The 17,093-nt window shown below is 66.4% G+C and carries 14 protein-coding genes; 9 read left to right on the plus strand and 5 right to left on the minus strand.

The annotated features are described in order from the left end of the window. Window positions 1–115: 115 nt before the first annotated feature. From AB0395_RS45030 to AB0395_RS45040, 3 genes are all read right to left on the minus strand, one after another. Window positions 116–592: a pyridoxamine 5'-phosphate oxidase family protein gene (locus AB0395_RS45030; RefSeq protein WP_366293505.1), complete on the minus strand. Its 477-nt coding sequence runs from the start codon at window positions 590–592 to the stop codon at window positions 116–118. 52 nt (window positions 593–644) lie between these two features. After that, window positions 645–1,286, minus strand: coding sequence for a response regulator transcription factor (locus AB0395_RS45035; RefSeq protein WP_366293507.1), 642 nt, complete (start codon window positions 1,284–1,286; stop codon window positions 645–647). Window positions 1,287–1,362: 76 nt separating this feature from the next. Continuing rightward, window positions 1,363–3,426 (minus strand): phosphocholine-specific phospholipase C, encoded by a 2,064-nt coding sequence (locus AB0395_RS45040; protein ID WP_366293510.1) that lies wholly within the window; start codon window positions 3,424–3,426, stop codon window positions 1,363–1,365. Window positions 3,427–3,665: 239 nt separating this feature from the next. Here AB0395_RS45040 and AB0395_RS45045 point away from each other — a divergent pair, with 239 nt between their 5' ends. From AB0395_RS45045 to AB0395_RS45075, 7 genes are all read left to right on the plus strand, one after another. After that, window positions 3,666–4,046 (plus strand): replication initiator, encoded by a 381-nt coding sequence (locus AB0395_RS45045; RefSeq protein WP_366293513.1) that lies wholly within the window; start codon window positions 3,666–3,668, stop codon window positions 4,044–4,046. 73 nt (window positions 4,047–4,119) lie between these two features. Further along, window positions 4,120–5,304: a helix-turn-helix transcriptional regulator gene (locus AB0395_RS45050; RefSeq protein WP_366293515.1), complete on the plus strand. Its 1,185-nt coding sequence runs from the start codon at window positions 4,120–4,122 to the stop codon at window positions 5,302–5,304. Window positions 5,305–5,409: 105 nt separating this feature from the next. Beyond that, complete coding sequence (locus AB0395_RS45055) at window positions 5,410–6,459, plus strand: SAM-dependent methyltransferase (RefSeq protein WP_366293518.1); 1,050 nt, start codon at window positions 5,410–5,412, stop codon at window positions 6,457–6,459. Then, window positions 6,456–6,782, plus strand: coding sequence for a hypothetical protein (locus tag AB0395_RS45060; RefSeq protein ID WP_366293520.1), 327 nt, complete (start codon window positions 6,456–6,458; stop codon window positions 6,780–6,782). Before AB0395_RS45055 ends, AB0395_RS45060 begins: the two co-directional genes overlap by 4 nt. Beyond that, on the plus strand, window positions 6,779–7,060 hold the full coding sequence (locus AB0395_RS45065) for a hypothetical protein (RefSeq protein WP_366293522.1): 282 nt from the start codon (window positions 6,779–6,781) through the stop codon (window positions 7,058–7,060). Before AB0395_RS45060 ends, AB0395_RS45065 begins: the two co-directional genes overlap by 4 nt. 371 nt (window positions 7,061–7,431) lie before the next feature. Then, window positions 7,432–7,593 carry a hypothetical protein gene (locus AB0395_RS45070; protein WP_366293524.1) on the plus strand — a complete coding sequence of 54 codons (162 nt, stop codon included), beginning with the start codon at window positions 7,432–7,434 and terminating at the stop codon, window positions 7,591–7,593. A 191-nt stretch (window positions 7,594–7,784) separates the two neighbouring features. Continuing rightward, entirely contained in the window at window positions 7,785–8,339 is a 555-nt protein-coding gene (locus AB0395_RS45075; protein WP_366293527.1) for an SMI1/KNR4 family protein, read from the plus strand. A 254-nt stretch (window positions 8,340–8,593) separates the two neighbouring features. On the opposite strand, the gene AB0395_RS45080 is transcribed toward AB0395_RS45075, so the two are convergent. Together AB0395_RS45080 and AB0395_RS45085 are read right to left on the minus strand one after the other, a co-directional pair. Next, window positions 8,594–15,412 (minus strand): DNRLRE domain-containing protein, encoded by a 6,819-nt coding sequence (locus AB0395_RS45080; RefSeq protein ID WP_366293529.1) that lies wholly within the window; start codon window positions 15,410–15,412, stop codon window positions 8,594–8,596. Between the two features lie 552 nt (window positions 15,413–15,964). Next, complete coding sequence (locus tag AB0395_RS45085; protein WP_366293531.1) at window positions 15,965–16,336, minus strand: alkaline phosphatase family protein; 372 nt, start codon at window positions 16,334–16,336, stop codon at window positions 15,965–15,967. On the opposite strand from AB0395_RS45085, the gene AB0395_RS45090 reads away from it, so the two are divergent. Together AB0395_RS45090 and AB0395_RS45095 are read left to right on the plus strand one after the other, a co-directional pair. Continuing rightward, window positions 16,335–16,760, plus strand: coding sequence for a VOC family protein (locus tag AB0395_RS45090; protein ID WP_366293534.1), 426 nt, complete (start codon window positions 16,335–16,337; stop codon window positions 16,758–16,760). The two genes, AB0395_RS45085 and AB0395_RS45090, sit on opposite strands and share 2 nt — an antisense overlap. A 136-nt stretch (window positions 16,761–16,896) precedes the next feature. Beyond that, window positions 16,897–17,093: hypothetical protein (locus AB0395_RS45095; RefSeq protein ID WP_366293536.1), on the plus strand; the 197-nt coding region annotated here is incomplete at its 3' end.

A 17,093-nucleotide genomic window follows, 5' to 3' on the forward strand; every position in this document is an offset into this window, starting at 1 on the left:
ACCGTCTGCACCGTGTAGCCGAAATGGGTGACCAGGGCCTGGACGGTGCTCTGCGACAGCGCGCCGGTACGGTAGCCGACCGCGGAGGGCCCCAACGCGCGGGACGGAGACGGGATCAGCCGAGCGGATCCCCGTGCCGGACGCGCAGGCCACTGATCTGCCCGGTCCGGATCGTGATGAAGTAGTCGCGTCCGCCGGGCGTCCACGGCGCCAGCGGGAGTCCTTCCAGCCGGACGATCTCCTCGGGAGCGTAGACGGCTCTCGCGTGCCCGACGACGGTGACCGACCAGCCGGTGCGTGTCTCGGCGTCGAACTCGTCGGCCTCGAAGGCGACCACGGTGCCACTCGCCGCCGTCGCGAGCTTCGACCCGGCCATGGTGCGGATGACGATCTCCTCGCCGTCCAGGCAGAAGGTGACGGGCTGTACGGCGGGCAGGGCGCGGTCGGTGAACACGATCCGCCCGATCCCGGCGGAGGAGAGCAGTTCCCGGCACTCATGCCGGGAGAGCTCCCGTGAACCGCCGGAGTCGAGCCTCACCTCCTCCGTCCCGGAGTCGAGCTTCACCTCCTCCGTCCCGGAGTCGAGCTTCACCTCCTGCGCCCCGGAGAAAGCGCTACGAACCCCGCGAGGGGGCCGGATCCCGTCACCGCTCACGGTCCGTCTTCATCCGCGCCGCCAGCGCGGCCACCTGGGTCCGGCGCTGCATGTTGAGCTTGGCCAGCAGGTTCGACACGTAGTTCTTCACCGTCTTCTCGGCGAGAAACATCCGCTCGCCGATCTGCCGGTTGGTCAGGCCCTCACCGATCAGCTCCAGGATGTGGCGTTCCTGCTCAGACAATGCCTCGACCGGGTCCTTGCGGGTGGCCTGATCGCGCAGCCGCTGCAGCATGCTCGCCGTGGTCTGCGGGTCCAGCAGCGACTGGCCGGAGGCCACCGTCCGCACCGCGCCGATCAGGTCGGAGCCGTGGATCTGCTTCAGGACGTACCCGGACGCGCCCGCCATCACCGCGGTGAACAGGGCGTCGTCGTCGGCGAACGAGGTCAGCATCAGGCAGGCCAGCCCCGGTGTCGCCGAACGCACCTCGCGGCACACGTCGATTCCGCTGCCATCGGGCAGGCGCACGTCCAGCACCGCGACATCCGGCCTGAGCGCCGGAATGCGGGCCACGGCGGATTCCACGGTTCCCGCCTCCCCAACGACCTCGATGTCGTCCTCGGACTCCAGCAGGGCGGCGACGCCGCGCCGTACCACCTCGTGGTCGTCCACGAGAAACACGCGAATCATGCTCCGAAGCTAACCTCTTCTTTTCCCCGCCGGGTAGGGGCCAAGGTCCCTACCCGGCAAGGAACGGGCCGTGAGGTCAGCCGGTGACGCTGGGACGGCCGTTCTCGACGTGCCCCATCAGGCGGCGCGCGTACGAGGGGTCCTCGTCACAGGTGATCTGCACGTCGTACCAGCCGTTCGACGCCTCGACCGGCCAGACGACCTGGCGGTACTGCCCCGCCCTCAGCGGAACGGTCTGCTCCTTCTCCCCGTAGGCGTTCGCCCGGACCTTCAGGGTCAGCCGATCGTCGCCGAGGTTGGTGATCTCGATCCGGACCTTCCTCGGGTCGATGTCGATCACCTGCTGGACCTGGACCTTGGCGGCCTTCCCGGCGAGGGATCCGGCGAACTCGCGGCGGAAGCCGTTCGGACCGGTCAGGACCAGGTCGTAGCGGTCCTTCACCTCGACGGTCCTGGTGGTGACGCCCAGGACGTCCAGCTGCAGCGGGAGCCCGAACTCGCCCGCGTACGGGTAGAGCGTCAGGTGCGCGCTGTCACGTCCCGTGTTGGCCAGGGTCAGCTCCAGCGAGGTGCCCAGCAGACGGGCCCACGAGTTCAGCTGGTACGGCAGCGGCCTGGCGGGACGGGTGCCCTCCTCCTGCAGCGGCAGCTGCTGCTGGACGGGGGGAGCGGGGCGCCAGCGCCCGGTGAAGGCGGGCACCGGGGCGGGCTTCGCGGGAACGGGCCGCGGGCCGGCGGCGGTGAAGTCGAAGGCCGAGGTGAGGTCGCCGGAGACCGTGCGCCGCCACGGGGAGACGTCGGGGAAGCCGACCCCCAGCCAGGTCTCCAGGAACCGCACGGTCGAGGAGTGGTCGAAGATCTGCGAGCAGGTGTACCCGCCGATGGTCCACGGCGAGACGACCGTCATCGGCACCCGCACACCAAGCCCGATCGGGTTGCCGTTGTAGAACTCCTCAGCCCGCTCGGCGGGCGGCAGCGGCGGCGGCATGTGGTCGAAGAAACCGTCGTTCTCGTCGTAGGTGATGAACAACGCGGTCGACTGCCACACCTCGGGGGTCGAGGCGATCGCGTCGAGGATGTCGTAGGTGATCTGCGCGCTCTGGATCGGGGACGACGCCGAAGGATGCTCTGAGTCGGCCGCGGACGGCACGATGTAGCTCACCGCGGGCAGCTTCCCGGCCTCCACGTCGGCCCTGAAGGCCTGTGCCAGCGTCTTGGCGGGCACCCGCCGCAGTGCCCGGTCGAACAGCGAACGCTCCTGCGGGGTCAGCTGAGCGACACCCTCCTCAAGCCGGGCCAGCAACCGCTGCCGCTCCGGCTCGGCCGCCGAGAGCACCGCGCCGTAGAAGGAGTCCATGCTCTTGAAGTCACCGAGCAGCGCCTTACGGGCGATCTGCCGGAACCGGGCGAAGAACTCCAGGTTGGAGTCCTGGTAGTTGTCCCATTCGTGGTAGACGCGCCATGAGTGGCCTGCGGTCTCGAGGATCTCTCCGGCGTTGGACCAGGTGTAGCCCGCGTGGGTGTTCTCGCTGTAGGCGGAGTTGTCGATGGCGCGTTTGGTGGTGCCGGGTTCGTAGCCGGTGTGCCCGCTGACGTGGTAGTTGCGGTTGGGGCTGGTGGAGGACAGCACGGAGCAGAAGTAGTGGTCGCAGACGGTGAAGGTGTCGGCGAGTTCGTACTGCAGGGGGATGTCCTGGCGTTCGTAGTGGGTCATGGTGGCCGGGGTCTTGGCGCCGATCCAGCCGTTGTGCCAGCCCTTGGCGGCTGCTGCCTGGCCGTCGTTCCAGCCGTGAGCCAGCGCGGAGATCCATTGCAGGTCCTTGCCGACGAGCCCGGCGGCCTCGCGGACCGAGAACGGCAGCACGGGGCCCTTGGTGGAGGGCTGTTCGAAGACCGTGTGGCCGCCCGGCAGGCGGATGGCGTTGCGGTCGCCGTATCCGCGCACGCCGCGCAGGGTGCCGAAGTAGTGGTCGAACGAGCGGTTCTCCTGCATGAGGAACACGACGTGCTTGATCGCGGACAGGCCGCCCGCGGGCACCTGCATCGCCATGGCCCGGTGAACCGAGGGCGGCAGCATCGAGGCGGCGAGCACTCCTGCGCCGACGGTGAGGAACCGCCGCCGCGAGGGACCTTCGGACATGAGGGGACTTCCTTCCAGCTGAGGGACGCCGGAAGGCTCTCAACACGAGGGAACCAGTCCTTTATCGGCGGGTGTCGATCAGATGACGCGAACACCCTGTCGTCCTATGGGGCGGATAGAAGATTTCTACCTTGCGCCCCATCCGTGATGCGGAGTCACAGGCTGCCGCGCCCACCGGGCCACCTCCGCCCGCCCGTGGTGCTGCCACTCCGCCGAAGCACCCGTTGCCCACCCCGCCCATGCCTGTCCACCTCCCCGGCAACCGGGCACACGCGACGGATGATCTACTCGTGCTTCGTCTTCGGCGATCCCCGCAGCACCTACCGGGACGTCTATTGCGGCAGCGGACTCACATGCTGGGGTATGGCGGCCACTTCTCAACCAAGAGCCGTCACTACTTCACACCCCTCGGAGGCCTCCGGCAGGCACGGACCGACCACCGCGCCGAACAGGCTCGGCTGGCTCTTGGCCTGCCCGATCCCGTCGAAGACACGACGATCAGCCTGTCCGAGTGGCGCTTCACCCGACACGGCGAAGCTTTCTGGGCTGAACTGACCCGCCAGTGGATCGAGACGGCTCGCAGGATTGCCCGGGAACGGAGTGGAGCCGAGGCCACTTGATTGTTTTTAGCCGCACCATAGGAAGTGATACGCCTTACGCTGAGGGCGGGCCACGACAACGAGGAGTAGCGGCATGCACGGGAGCACCACAGTTGGTGAACGCCTCCGTAAGTTACGGCTGGAGCGTGGTTACAGTCAGCAAGAACTCGCAAGCTTGGCGGGATTGAGCGTTGACCTTCTCTCGCTCCTGGAGCGAAATGTCAGGGAATCCATGTCTTGGGCATCCATGGTGAAACTCGCTCGGGCGCTGGACGTCGACCCTGGCGTTATCGCTGGAAAGAAACCTTCGCTCGATCGGGTGCCCGGCGCTGCGGTGCTGACCATCCGTGATGCCGTGCTCAACCTCAGTCTGCTGCCGGGGCTCCACCCTGACCACGACGGAGAACCGGCCACCGCTGCCGACCTCTGGCAACTGGTCGAACGTGCGTACGGCGCGTACTTCAGCGGGGAGTTCGGGGCCTTGGCCGCTGGCCTTCCCGGCCTGATCAACGAGGCTCGACTGCTTCACGCTGCCGACTCGGAGGCGGGGGCGCCAGCCCTTGCCCATGCCTGGCAACTCGCGGCCTGCCTGCTGGTCCACACCGGACGTGATGACGCGGCGGCTGTTGCTGCCGAGCGTGCGATCCATGCGGCCAAGGATGGCAACGACCGTTCCCGGCTGGCCACGCTGTACGGGACGTACTCATGGGTCATGCTGCATCAGGGCCGACTCGACGAGGCCGAACGGCTGGCAGTGACGGCGGCCGACGAGATCGAACCGTCCATGTCGAAGTCGCCGCCTCAGCAGATCACGGCATGGGGTGGGCTGATCTTGAACGCGGCGGTCGCCTCGGGTGCGCGTGCAGACGCCGAGCGGGCAGAGGAGTACCTCCGCATCGCGTCCGCTGGAGCGGCTCGTGTGGGTGCCGACCGTCACGACTACTGGGTCTCGTTCGGGCCGTCGCATGTCGCAGTCCAGACCGCTCACATCATGACGGCACTCAACAAGCCTGACCAGGCACTCAAGGCGTCGGCGAACGTCAACCCAGATAGCCTTTTCAAGGTGCAATACGGGCGGCATCTGCTCAACGAGGCTCGTTCTCTGCTGGATCGCAGGCGTACGGAAAAGGCCGTTGAGGTGGCCAATCGGGCTCACGACCTTTCGCCAGAATGGTTCCGTCACCAGGGATTCGCGCAATCGCTGGCAAACGACATTGCTGAGCGCAAATCCCGACTTTCTGGGCCTGTGAGGACCCTGGTTCAGGCGTTCCAGGACTAGACACCTTTCTAGCCGTACACGGTGTACGGCTAGAAAGATCAAAGCGAGTAATCTCCGAATTCCTGTCCGTGGTTGTTGCGTCGTGTCCTTTCTAACGTCGTCGTCATGGCATTCAGGGACACGAGTGATCTGCACTACTGGGACGCAGACGACGATGAAACCTTGCGTCGCCTGCGTGCCCGCTTCCCGCGCTGGCGGATGTGGCGCGGGACGAACGAACACATGCAACCTGCAGGCTGGCACGCCTCCCGCCTGCAGGCGATCTCCGACGACGCCGCTGAGCAGGGTCTCCAGCAGACCGTGGACGCCGCGACCGCCGCCGGGCTGACCGAACTGCTCGACGAACAGGAGTGGCTCTACCGGCTCACGGTCGGCCAGCGCCTGGACATCAGGGTTCCGAACATCGCGCGGATGTATGACTACTTCCTGGGCGGCAAGGACAACTTCCACATCGACCGGATCTGTGCCGAGCGGGTGCGGGAGCACGCTCCTGAGGTGTTCGTCATGGCACAGGAGAACCGGGCCTTTCTCGGGCGAGCAGTGCGCTACCTGGCTGCCGAGGCGGGCATCGACCAGTTCCTTGACGTCGGCGCGGGCCTGCCCACGCAGGAGAACGTGCACCAGGTCGCTCAGAAGATCAACCCGGCGGCGCGGACGGTCTACGTCGATCATGACCCGGTGGTGCTGACGCACGCGCGGGCGCTGCTGGCCACCGACGATCACACCTGGGCGATCCGGCAGGATGTGCGGGCACCGGAGAAGATCCTTACCGCAGTCGACGCACTCGGTCTCCTGGATCTGTCGCGGCCGGTGGGTGTGCTGCTGGTGGCGGTGTTGCACTTCGTCACCGATGCCGAAGATCCGTATGGGATCGTCGCCACGGTGATGGAGGCGTTGCCTGCGGGCTCGTATCTGGTCGTCTCGCATGTGGAGGAGCGTCCCGGTCTGCGGGAGGCCGCTGCGCAGTACCGGGACGCCAACGCTCCCGTCACGCTGCGCACGGCCGAGGAGATCGGGCGCATGTTCGACGGCTTGGCCTTGGTCGACCCCGGGGTGGTGCAGGTGTCGGACTGGCGTCCCGACGATCCGTTCTGCCCCGTCCTTGACGAGGATCGCCGTAAGTGGGTGTGCGGCGGGGTGGGGCGCAAGCCATGAACAGACCTGTGCCGCATGACGACCGTGCGGTGGAGGTGGCCCGGCGGCTGTGCCGCGTCCTGGCCGCCACCCATCGTCTCCGCTCCGATGTCCATGGCGGCTACGGGCTGGCTTTGGTGGCGGTCCAGTCTGGCTTGCTGGTGTGGTGCAACGGGGAGTGGTTCTGGTGGCGCGTGGGCTGGGACGAACGCCGCCGATACCCGATGCACACCTACTGCCGGGCCGACGACCTGCGCCAGACCGCCTACCGGGTGGCGTTTCTCTGCGCCCGGCTGCGCGAGGGACAGTCTCGGCGAGAGCAGACCGCCGGGGACGCGTCGTGATCGTGAGATGCCTGAGCCCCCACGTGGCCATGGCGCAGACCGGTTGCACACGGCTGGACTGGCGACAGCCGTACCGGGCGTTGGAGCGGGTACGGTCGACTGCCTGGACATGCGGTTGCCGGGCGACGGCGTATGAGCTGTGCGAGGGCGGTGGGCAGGCGTTCATCCGGCGCGTCGTCCAACTCGACACCGGCCATGAGGTGCACGAGACCCCGTGTTGGCCGATCGCCGAAGCGCGAACCGTCTGGACGGCCCTGCTGACCGGGCGGGCACGGTAGGCGAGAGGGCCCTTACAAGCTGGTGCGGCGGCATGGCCTTCCCCGTATCCGTGTCGCCGCACCTGGTCAGAGAACCCCGTGATCATCTCTCCCCGCGTCGTTCCATGGCAACCCGGCCCGGAGCGCAAGGCCGCCAGGCCTGAGCGCCGGAAGCGGGGGCGGCAGCCTGCTCTTTCCCGACTCACCGACAGGAGACGGCCTATGGCGTACGAGGAGAAGGAGACCGAGGTTATGTGCCCGGTCTGTGACACCGTGAACAAGATTACGGGCATGGGTAACTGCACGGGAGTGCAAGACAGCGTTGCTCGGCACATGACAGCTCGGCGGGCAGCAGCGCGTACCACGGTCGGCGGGTTCGTTCGGTGTGGCGGATGCTCGGTGCGGTGGGCGGCGTGGTCTGCCCGCCCGTGCTGGACGGCGCGGGACGGGACCGGCCGCCAGGGCCGCATGCCCGGCCCCGATGCCGGTCCGGCGCGGGCGGGCACGCCGCGCCGGACGACGGCGCGAAGCGCTACCGCCGCACCATCGGCTAAAGACACCCATCTTAGGAGAGCGGCGCTCCTGTGATCCGGTGTGCTGGGTGACCTGCGGCGATGCTAAGCATCGATAGAGCAATGTCTTGATCATCTCGCGTATGTCCCACACCTGGAGGTTATCGGGAGGGGCAGCCCTAGCTTTGTGCTGCACATGTAGCAGCCACTCGAAACGGGATATCTTCTTCACCATGAGTGCCCAATACGCATGGTCTGAACGCTTCCCCGCAAGGCATTCGGCGACCGAAGGCCCTGATCGCTCAGCGTTGAACACTGACAGCGATCTGCATCCCCCAGCTACCGAGGCAAAGGTCCGCCAGCTTGAAGAGCAATTGGGCATGAAGCTGCCGCCGAGTTACCGGCAGTTTCTCCTGTTCGCCAATGGGTGGGGTAACGCCGATGACTGCCGCCTGCTGCGTGTCGAGGAAGTCGGCTGGCTTCGTGATGTCGCCCCCTCGGTCGCCGAGAGCTGGTCAGCACCCAAGCCCGAGAACTCATGGAGCGTGTCCGACGAGCTCTACTTCGTCTACGGACACGAGCAAGTCTCCGGCAACATGAGAGGGGAGTATGTATCCGATACCCTTCTAGCCGGGTATTGGGACGACGGAGTCGTTCTCCTCAACCCCCACGTCAAAACTCCTGAAGGTGAGTGGGAAGCCTGGTATCTCGCGCCTTGGCTAGCCGGCGCCAGTCGTTACACGTGTTTCTGGGACCTCATAGCGTACGAGCTCGGGATCGGCGCCTAAATGAGGGCACGCCCGTCTCGAAGTTGAAAAGCTGCGAATCAAGGCTAATCAGGTAAGGAGTGATGTGCTGCTGCTCTTTCTTTGGTGGGTGGTAGACGTGATCACTGCTTAGTGTTCTTGACCTACTGGGGCGCCTGGAATGATATTGCCTCCGGTTTGTTGGGACCCTGATCGCCGCGACCATGCTTTAATTGCGCATGAGTGCCGGGTTCGAGATCAGTCTCGAACCCGGCATCAAAGCGCTACATCGATTACTACTCGATCATCACCCAGAAAGAGTTCTCATTGCCGACTCGGAACTCGGCGTAGAATCTATTCAAGGCATTACCCTGGTCTCGGTTTTGTTTTGCGTTGAGCGTACGAATCGAGAAGTCCCACTCGGTGCTCGCGGCTCCCTCTAATGTGGCTGCGAATGGATACTCGTCACAGTTCAGGTCGCTCCAGTTGGCCCTGGGGGCAATGTACTTTTCCCATTGATAGTATTTGCAATAGTTGGTTCCCGGATTATCCGGCCATACATAGTCTTTCACGTCGCCGCGGTCGGCAATGAAGGCACGTCGTGAGAAGACGAGCCGGTTAGACATATTCCTGATCTTGCTGGTGGTCCTGTGTAGTGGTTCGCCTGCATCGCTCCCGGCAGGAGCCGCCCAGTTTCCCGGGATTTTCTTGGGCTGCTCATTGCCAAGGATATTCCTGCTTGGCGGATTCGGGACCTCGTACTCCCCTTCACGTTTAGGCGGGTTGGTATTCTTGTTCGTTGCGGGGTTGAGGGCGTCCTTGATGTGCTGAGCCACTTCTGGGAATTCAGTGCCACTTTGCGTGGACATGACGAATACGCGTTTCGACCTGGTGTTGATGCAGCCGCCGACGCGATCTTCGACCTGCGAGTCACCCGCGCCGAACGCGAGGCTGTCGCAGCGGAAGTGGGGCATCCACCGCTTCCAGCCCGCGGGCACACCCTCACCCTCGCGTGCGACGCCGACCCACTCACCCTTGACGTCAATGACCTTCTGACTGAAGAGGGGCAGGCGCAACCACTCCAGCCCAAGGTCGGTGTAAAGCACGACCTCGGGATGGAGCGCGCAGGTGACTACGCCCGGATGATCGATGGTCGTTCGAATGTTGAAGATATCGTACGAGCTGGATTGCCAGGTAGAGATATCCTTCTTCTTCTCTCCGTCGCCAGTAGTGCAGCCCTCATCTGTGAAAGGAGGATCCGGAATATATAGCCTCGTTGTGATAGGCATACCACTCAACTGGTTCCCGGGCTTGACCACGCGCCCGTCTTCACCGATGAGCGCGAAATCATCGAGCTGGATGAACATCTTCATATCCGTCGGCTTGATGCCGGTTCCAGCCCCATCCACCACACCGGTCCCGGTCGCGTTTCCGAGATAACTGTGGATGACTACCGTGGCCCGGAAGCGGAGGGCAAGGTCTTCATCGAACGGCTCAGCAACCTGCTTGCAGGCCCATTTTAGGACCGGATTCTTGAATACACTCTTACAGCCGGCTTTCACCAATCTGCCGCTCGACTCGTCCTCTACGTAGTCGTTTACTTGGAGGTAGGAGGACCAGCAGGAGTTGTACGGCAGCTCGCGGATTCGCGCATCGTACTCGCCATGCCCGGCTTCGCTTCCGCTGACCTGGCATGTTTGCAGATTGATGCGCTCGTAATCAAAGTCGCTGGTCGCAGCCGCGGCCTGGGTAGACGCGGTCTTCTGCGGTGCGGGCACAGCCACAGGCGTCGGAGCCGGGGCCATCACATTGGCGACCTCATCAGCGCTAAAGGGGCGTTGGTAGATTTGAACCTCGTCGATGCTCCCTGCCATCGCTGCGCCGATCCGTAGCGGGGCCTGGGCGTTCCAGGCGGGGAAGGACAACTGCGCGGTCCCGGCCTGTGTACCGTTCAGATACAAGGTGGCCGTACGAGTGTCCGCGTCGTATACGCCCGCCAGGTGGAACCACTCATCCACGGGCGGCTCGATCCCGGACAGTACGCCCTCCACCGTTGCACCGGCGGCGTCGGCGCTGGTGAGGGTGAACACCAGACCATGATCGGCGGTGTTGCCGAGCCGGAAGGGTGCCTGGTGGGTGCCCTTCTGCTCAAGGACGGTGTAGACGCCGTCCTTGTCGCTCCAGCGCAGCCAGGCAGCGGCGGTGAAGCTCTGGTCGGTGCGGATCACCGGCCCGGAGGTCTGGGCCAGGGGCTCCTCGCCCGGCTGGGTGACATCGACGGTGATCTGCTGCCAGTCTGACCAGGCCGAGGCGGCCTGCTCGGAGACGGCGCGCAGGCGCCAGCGCACCTTCCAGCCGTCGGTCAGCATGTCCGCCGGTACGGTGATGCTCGCCTGGGTGCCGGAGGCGACGCCGTCCACGGCGCCGGCCCAGATCTGGCCGGTGCCCTGCCCGGCGGGTGCGGTCGGGTCGTGCTCGATCTCGGCTTCGGCGCGCAGCGCCTGGCCGGTCGGGTGGGTGAGGGTGGCCTGCAGCGTGGGGGTGAGCGTGGTGGTCACCGTCACGCCGTCCACCACCTTCGACGGGGTGACCGTCAGGCCGGTGGCGGTGGGCTTGGGCAGGCTGACGGTGAAGGACTGCCAGTCCGACCAAGCCGAAGCGGCGGTGGGGGAGACCGCGCGGGCCCGCCAGCGCACCTTCCAGCCGTCGGTCAGCGTGTTCGCCGGTACGGCGATGCTCGCCTGGGTGTCGGCCGGGACGTTGTCGGCGCCGCCGGCCCAGATCTGGCCGGTGCCCTGCCCGGCGGGTGCGGCCGGGTCGTGCTCGATCTCGGTCTCGGCCCGCAGCGGCTTTCCTGTCGGGTCGCTCACCTGGACCAGCAGTGCCGGGGTGCGGGTGGGGGTGACGGTGGTGCCGTCCACCTGCTGGGACGGGGTGACCTGGAGCGCGCCCACGGCCGGTTCGGAGACCGGGTCCGGCACGTCCACGGTCAGGTTCTGCCAGTCCGACCAGGGCGAGCCGACGGTGGTGGCGGTGTTGACCGCCCGGGCTCGCCAGCGCACCTTCCACCCGTCGGTCAGCTTCCCGCCGGGGACGGCCGCCGAGGCTTGGGCGCCGGAGGCGACGTCGTTGACGGTGCCGGTCCAGATCTGGCCGGCGCCCTGCCCGGGAGGTGCGGCCGGGTCGTGCTCGACCTCGAACTCCGCCCGGACCGGCTGGGCGGCCGGGTCGGTGACCGTGGTGTGCAGGGCCGGCGTCAGGCTGGTGGTCACGGTCGTGCCGTTCACCTGCTGGGAGGGGGTGACCTGGAAGGCGCCGACCGTCGGGTTGGGTACGTCGACCGTGGCCGTCTGCCAGGCCGACCACGCCGAGGTGGTGGCGGCGGTGGTGTTGGCCGCGCGGGCGCGCCAGCGCACCTTCCAGCCGTCGGCCAGCTTGGCGGCCGGGACGGTGACCGTGGCCGGGCTGCCGGAGGTGACGGCGGTGGAGGTGGCGGTCCAGATCTGGCCGGTGCCCTGCCCGGCGGGTGCGGCCGGGTCGTGCTCGACCTCGAACTGGCCGGTGAGGTTGCCGCTCGCGGTGTCGGTGACGGTGGCGGCGAGCTGCGGGGTGAGCGAGGTGACCGTGGTGGTGCCGCCGCCGGCCTGGGCCGGGGTGATGGCCAGGTTGGTGGCGGTGGGTGCGGACGCGGGGCCGCTGGTGGTGATGGTCAGCTTCGGCGGGATGTTGAATTCGGTGTCTTCGGAGGAGGTGAACGTCCGGTAGTTGTTGACGTTCGTCTCGCCGGGCGACTTGAGCACCAGGCCGTGGTTGGCGGCGCCGGCGGCCCAGTCCTGGGCGATGCCGGTGACGTTCCAGTCCATGCTGTCCGGCCAGGGCTCGCAGTCCTGGTTGACGCCCTTGAAGTTGGTGGAGGCGTCCTCGGTGGTGTGGGCGGGCTTGTTGGCCCAGTACAGGTTGTCCGGGTTCCAGGTGCTGGTCAGGCGGGCGACCTGGATGCCGTTGGTGAGCGCGGGGCCGCAGTTGTGGGCGTCGATGGTGTTCATCGACAGCGTGGCGGCGGTCACCGTGCTGCCCTGCAGGCTCGTGGTGTCGAACCGCAGGTGCGCCCGCGACTTGAACCCGCCCGTCATGGTGCCGACGGTGAGGTACTGGTTGTCAGGCAACGCGGGTAGGTCGACCGTGTCGTAGGTGGTGACTTCGACGTCGGCGCCGAGCGGCAGCGTGACCGCCGCGGCCACGCGCACCGGGTAGACGGTGGCGGTGTCGGCCAGGAACGCCTGGTCCGGCTTGACCACCAGCTCCGTACGGCCGTTCTTGGTGACCATGCCTGTACCGGCCTTGCCGCGCTTGGCCGACGCGAACCGGCCCTTGCCGCCGCCGTCCCGCATGGCCAACGGTGACGCCGAGGCGACCAGCTTCTTGTCGTTGCCCTTCAGTAGCAGTCGGCCGCCCTTGCCCTTGGTCAGGGTCAGGCCCTCGTCGTCGACGCCGATACGCAACTGCAGCGGTTTGACGGGCCGCTGCCGCAGCACCACCTCATGCCGGAACCCGGTCGGCAACGCCGTCACCACCAGGTCGCTACCCACACCTGCGGCGTCGGTGTAGGTGGCCACGCTGCCCTTGACGGTCGGCTTGGGCAGCGGCGTCGGCCAGCGCAGTGCGTACGACTTCCCATCCGCCGTCATCTTCACGAACGGATCTATGCCACCGGCCGAGACCTCGACCACGGCGCCCTCAGCGAGAGCCTTGGCCCGCAACTTGCCACCCTGCTCGGCCAGAGTGGTGTCGATCGGCACCCAGCCACTGCCCTGCCTGGTTCGCACCGGACCGGTCGTGACCTCGGTCTTGAAACTCTTCCCATCCGGCTGGGCGTAGGTGATGCGGGTCGCGGTCGTCTCGTCGGCAACTTCGACGGCCTTGCTCTGCTTGGCCGCCGCCCGGGAGGCGGCGATCCGCGCCTGCGACGGCACGTTGGAGACCGCGTTCCCGCTCTTGCCAGCGATCCACGCTGCTGTCTCGTTCAGACTCGCGTCGTGATCATTCCCGGAGGAGTCCGCAGCCGTGGCGCCGTTTCCCTCGTCGAACTTCCAATGGCCTGCGGCCTGCTGCAGCGTGGTGAAGGACCAGGTATGGGGAATCATCGCGTTCTCCCACATATCGATCGCTTCCGACACCGTGGCGGCATACGTTGTGCCGGGGCGGAGTGGCTGCGCAGGAGCAAAAGTTGCGACCTTCTTCGTGTCGTCCAGCGTGGTGGTGCCCTGGATCTGGACGCCTTGCATGCTCTTCACCACGAACTGTGGATCGAAGATCTCCTCAGAGAACGTCACCCGCACCTGGGAGCCCAGGGAGACATCAGTGGCGTCGCTGGCCGGCTCTGTCGCCAGCACCCGCGGCGGTGTCGTGTCATCACCCTCTGGATTCGTGGTGTCGTCGCTGTCGCCGGGATAAGGCAGCTCAGGGGAGAGTTTGTCGGTTCCGATCAAGGTGCCTTCACCGTCTCGCCGCCCTTCGTTTGCAGCGATCAGCTCATCGCTCAGCGGGTCGATCGGATCGCCGGGTTCCGGCACGTAGACGGACCTGGCGAGAGCTTCCTCGTATTCAGGAATCGAGGTGAGCGGCTCACGTGAGGTGGTGACCACCGTCTCCTGGCGCGGAGGTGTCGGCGGTTCGAAGTCGACTGTGAGCCGGGGGCCGTGGGCGGGATAGCCGCTGGTCTGCTCCCGGCTGCGGTAGCGGCGCCAGTTTCGCAGTTCGGATTCGTTACCCGCGGTGAGCTGGAACCCGTAGTTCGCTTCCCCGTCTGCCCATTCCTGGACGATGTCGTCGACCGAGTGGATGAGATCGTGCTCGTAGTTCATCGAACCGGAGCAGTCGGGGCTGTAGGCCCCGTACTCGGTGTCCGCGCCCGTGCTGGTGACCGACGGCTGGGCGTTCCACTGCAGGGTCAGATGGTCCCAGTCGGAGATGACCCGCCGGGCGGTGATCCCGGATCCGACGTACTGGCCGCAGTCGTTGGACAGGTAGTTCCACAGCTCCAGGTCGGCGTTCTGGACTGTGGAGCCCCAGAACGGGTCGCCTGACGGGGGGAGCGGGAACTGGATGTAGGCGCGCCAGCGCTTGGCGATGTTACTGGCGTAGGACTTGCCGACCCACATCTGGTCGCGGTAGTGCATGTCCCAGCTGTCGGTGAGGTCCACGTCGTTGATGTAGGTGTCCATGGGATCGCCGGCAGGGCAGGGATTGGCTGCGTCGCCCAGAGTGCACTCGTACCAGTCGTCGTCGACGGCGGCCATGGTCACCGGGAACGTCGTCGCCGGGTCGGCGAGGAAGGCCGGGTCGGGACTGTACACCAGCGCCGAACCGTCCAGGCTCACCTGCGCCCTGCCGACCCGGACGGCGCCGAGGTCGGCGTCCGCGTCGGCCGCGGCCGCGTCCAGCAGCGCCGCGGGCCGGATGTCGAGACTGTGCTTGCCGTCCTGGCTCTTCAGCGCCGGCTGCCCCTTGGGGTTCCTGCCGAAGGAGATGCCCTTGGGCAGATCCACGGGGACGCGGAAGGTCACCGGTCCGGCGGGGCGCTGGCGGATGACGATCTGCTGGCGGAACCCGGTCGCGGTGGCGGTGACGACCAGATCGACGCCCTTGCCGTAGGCGGAGGAGTAGGTGGCGGTGCTGCCGTTGAGCGTGGGCTTGGGCAACGTGCGCGGAGCGTCGATCCGGGCGGCGATGTCGCCGCTCTTGCTCTTGATCGCTTCGGTGTTGCCGCCGGCGGACAGCGTCAGGCCGCCTTGGGACGCCTTGGGCCTGATGACTCCGTCCGCCTCGACGAGGGTGGTGTCGACCGGGGTGAAGCCGTCGCCGCCGGCGTTCTTGACCCGGATGGGCTCCAGGTACTGCTCCATCCGCAGCGTCTTACCGTCGGGGTTGGCGTAGTAGGTGGTGCTCTCCGAGCGCAGCGACTCGATCTCGACGCGCCGGTTGTCCTTCTTGGCCTGCGCCAGCGCCTTGCCAGTGGGCGTGACGGGGGCGCTCGGCGGCGTCTCAGGGACGAGAGGGGCGGGAGAGGTGGTGGGGGGTGGCGTGGGGGCCTGGGCGGTCGCGGGTGCGCTCATCAGCGAGAGCGGCATCGTCAGGGCCGCGATCAGGGCAGCCCGGCGGCGCGTCCGGCCGAATGGGCCGGACGCTGTTCGTGATGGGTTCACTCGATCCTTTCGAACAGATGTATCAAAACCGAATGATCGTCACATGTGTTGTGGGTTTATGTAAAGATCCTTTCGGTGACGGGAAGGTAGGTTTCCGTGTGTACGGTTTTGTCGAGCCGTCTCACTACTGGCGCCATGGCGGATCGCCAGCGTGTAGGAGGAAGCCCTGGTCAGGCTGCGCGAGCAGGAACAGTTCGGTGAGGGGTGCGATCTCACACCACGTGCTGAGGTCATCGACAATCAGTGGGTGTGCGGTGCCAAACTTAGCGACCTGCACGGTCGCCACGGCGATAGGAAGGTCCTCAGGGCGAAACGCCGCCTGCTGGTCGATGCCCTCGGTATCGCGCTGGGAGCCTGCATCATCCGATGGCAAGGCCCGACGGAGGAGGGCTGCGGCAGCCGATCGCCCCAACCGGCTACAGCCAGCACCGAAGTGAGCGATCGTTACAACCGGTAGTTGTCCTATACGTGGTAGACGCGCCATGAGTGGCCTGCGGTCTCGAGGATCTCTCCGGCGTTGGACCAGGTGTATCCGGTGTGGGTGTTCTCGCTGTAGGCGGCGTTGTCGATGGCGCGTTTGGTGGTGCCGGGTTCGTAGCCGGTGTGGCCGCTGACGTGGTAGTTGCGGTTGGGGCTGGTTGAGGACAGCACGGAGCAGAAGTAGTGGTCGCAGACGGTGAAGGTGTCGGCGAGCTCGTACTGCAGGGGGATGTCCTGGCGTGGACCGAGAGGGAAGCATCGAGGCGGCGAGCACTCCTGCGCCGACGGTAAGGAACCACGTCGATGCGTGTCTACCCGCGCCGATGCGGTGTCGGAACGGCACAGTGGAGACATGAACGCAGACGACAGGAACATTCTGGCCCGGGGACGTGTGGCGACCAGGCTTCCGGCCCAGGACCTGGACCGGGCACGGCGTTTCTACTCCGAGCAGCTCGGTCTGGAGCCCGTGGACGAACGGCCCGGTGGGCTGCTGTATCGGTGCGGAGGCTCGGAGTTCGTCGTGTTCCGATCGACGGGAGCCTCGCCCGGCACCTTCACCCAGATGGCCTGGGAGGTCGACGACATCGAGACGGTCGTGTCGGAGCTCAAACGGCGCGGCGTGGTGTTCGAAGAGGTCGACGTCCCCGGGTTTCGAACGAGGGACGGGATCGCGGAGATCGAGGGGAACTACCCGAGCAAGGGCGCGCGGGGCGAACGCGGTGCCTGGTTCCGTGACAGCGAGGGGAACCTGCTGGGCATCGGCGAGCCGGTCGTCTGAGGGGAGCACCCGATCGGTGCCCGACGGACGCGAGGCCAGAGGTGTGGGGGCGGATACCGCCACGACCGGCACATCAGCCAAAAGCATTAGTTAGGAATATTTTCAATAGAAAGCATGATCGCTACGCTGATCATCCATGACTCCCACACACCCCGCGCGATGGCTGGCCGCGATGACACTCGCCGTCGGGCTGTCCGTGGCCGCCCCGGCGCACGCTCACGAGGCGGCCACGCCACCGGCAGGCACCCTCCTGCGCGGACTGGACCTCGACCGCGCGACCGTCCTCGACATGCAGCGCGCCATGGACCGGGGACGCTTCGACTCGGCGACGCT

The organism is Streptosporangium sp. NPDC051023 (genome assembly GCF_040689595.1).
In the GTDB taxonomy this organism is placed as follows: Bacteria; Actinomycetota; Actinomycetes; order Streptosporangiales; family Streptosporangiaceae; genus Streptosporangium.

Excerpts from the sequence above, each read along its gene's own strand:
- AB0395_RS45035 (WP_366293507.1), bottom strand. The coding sequence starts at position 1,286 with ATGATTCGCGTGTTTCTCGTGGACGACCACGAGGTGGTACGGCGCGGC.
- AB0395_RS45040 (WP_366293510.1), bottom strand. The coding sequence starts at position 3,426 with ATGTCCGAAGGTCCCTCGCGGCGGCGGTTCCTCACCGTCGGCGCAGGA.
- AB0395_RS45045 (WP_366293513.1), top strand. The coding sequence starts at position 3,666 with ATGCCTGTCCACCTCCCCGGCAACCGGGCACACGCGACGGATGATCTA.
- AB0395_RS45050 (WP_366293515.1), top strand. The coding sequence starts at position 4,120 with ATGCACGGGAGCACCACAGTTGGTGAACGCCTCCGTAAGTTACGGCTG.
- AB0395_RS45055 (WP_366293518.1), top strand. The coding sequence starts at position 5,410 with ATGGCATTCAGGGACACGAGTGATCTGCACTACTGGGACGCAGACGAC.
- AB0395_RS45060 (WP_366293520.1), top strand. The coding sequence starts at position 6,456 with ATGAACAGACCTGTGCCGCATGACGACCGTGCGGTGGAGGTGGCCCGG.
- AB0395_RS45070 (WP_366293524.1), top strand. The coding sequence starts at position 7,432 with ATGCTCGGTGCGGTGGGCGGCGTGGTCTGCCCGCCCGTGCTGGACGGC.
- AB0395_RS45075 (WP_366293527.1), top strand. The coding sequence starts at position 7,785 with ATGAGTGCCCAATACGCATGGTCTGAACGCTTCCCCGCAAGGCATTCG.
- AB0395_RS45080 (WP_366293529.1), bottom strand. The coding sequence starts at position 15,412 with ATGAGCGCACCCGCGACCGCCCAGGCCCCCACGCCACCCCCCACCACC.
- AB0395_RS45090 (WP_366293534.1), top strand. The coding sequence starts at position 16,335 with ATGAACGCAGACGACAGGAACATTCTGGCCCGGGGACGTGTGGCGACC.
- AB0395_RS45085 (WP_366293531.1), bottom strand. The coding sequence starts at position 16,336 with ATGTCTCCACTGTGCCGTTCCGACACCGCATCGGCGCGGGTAGACACG.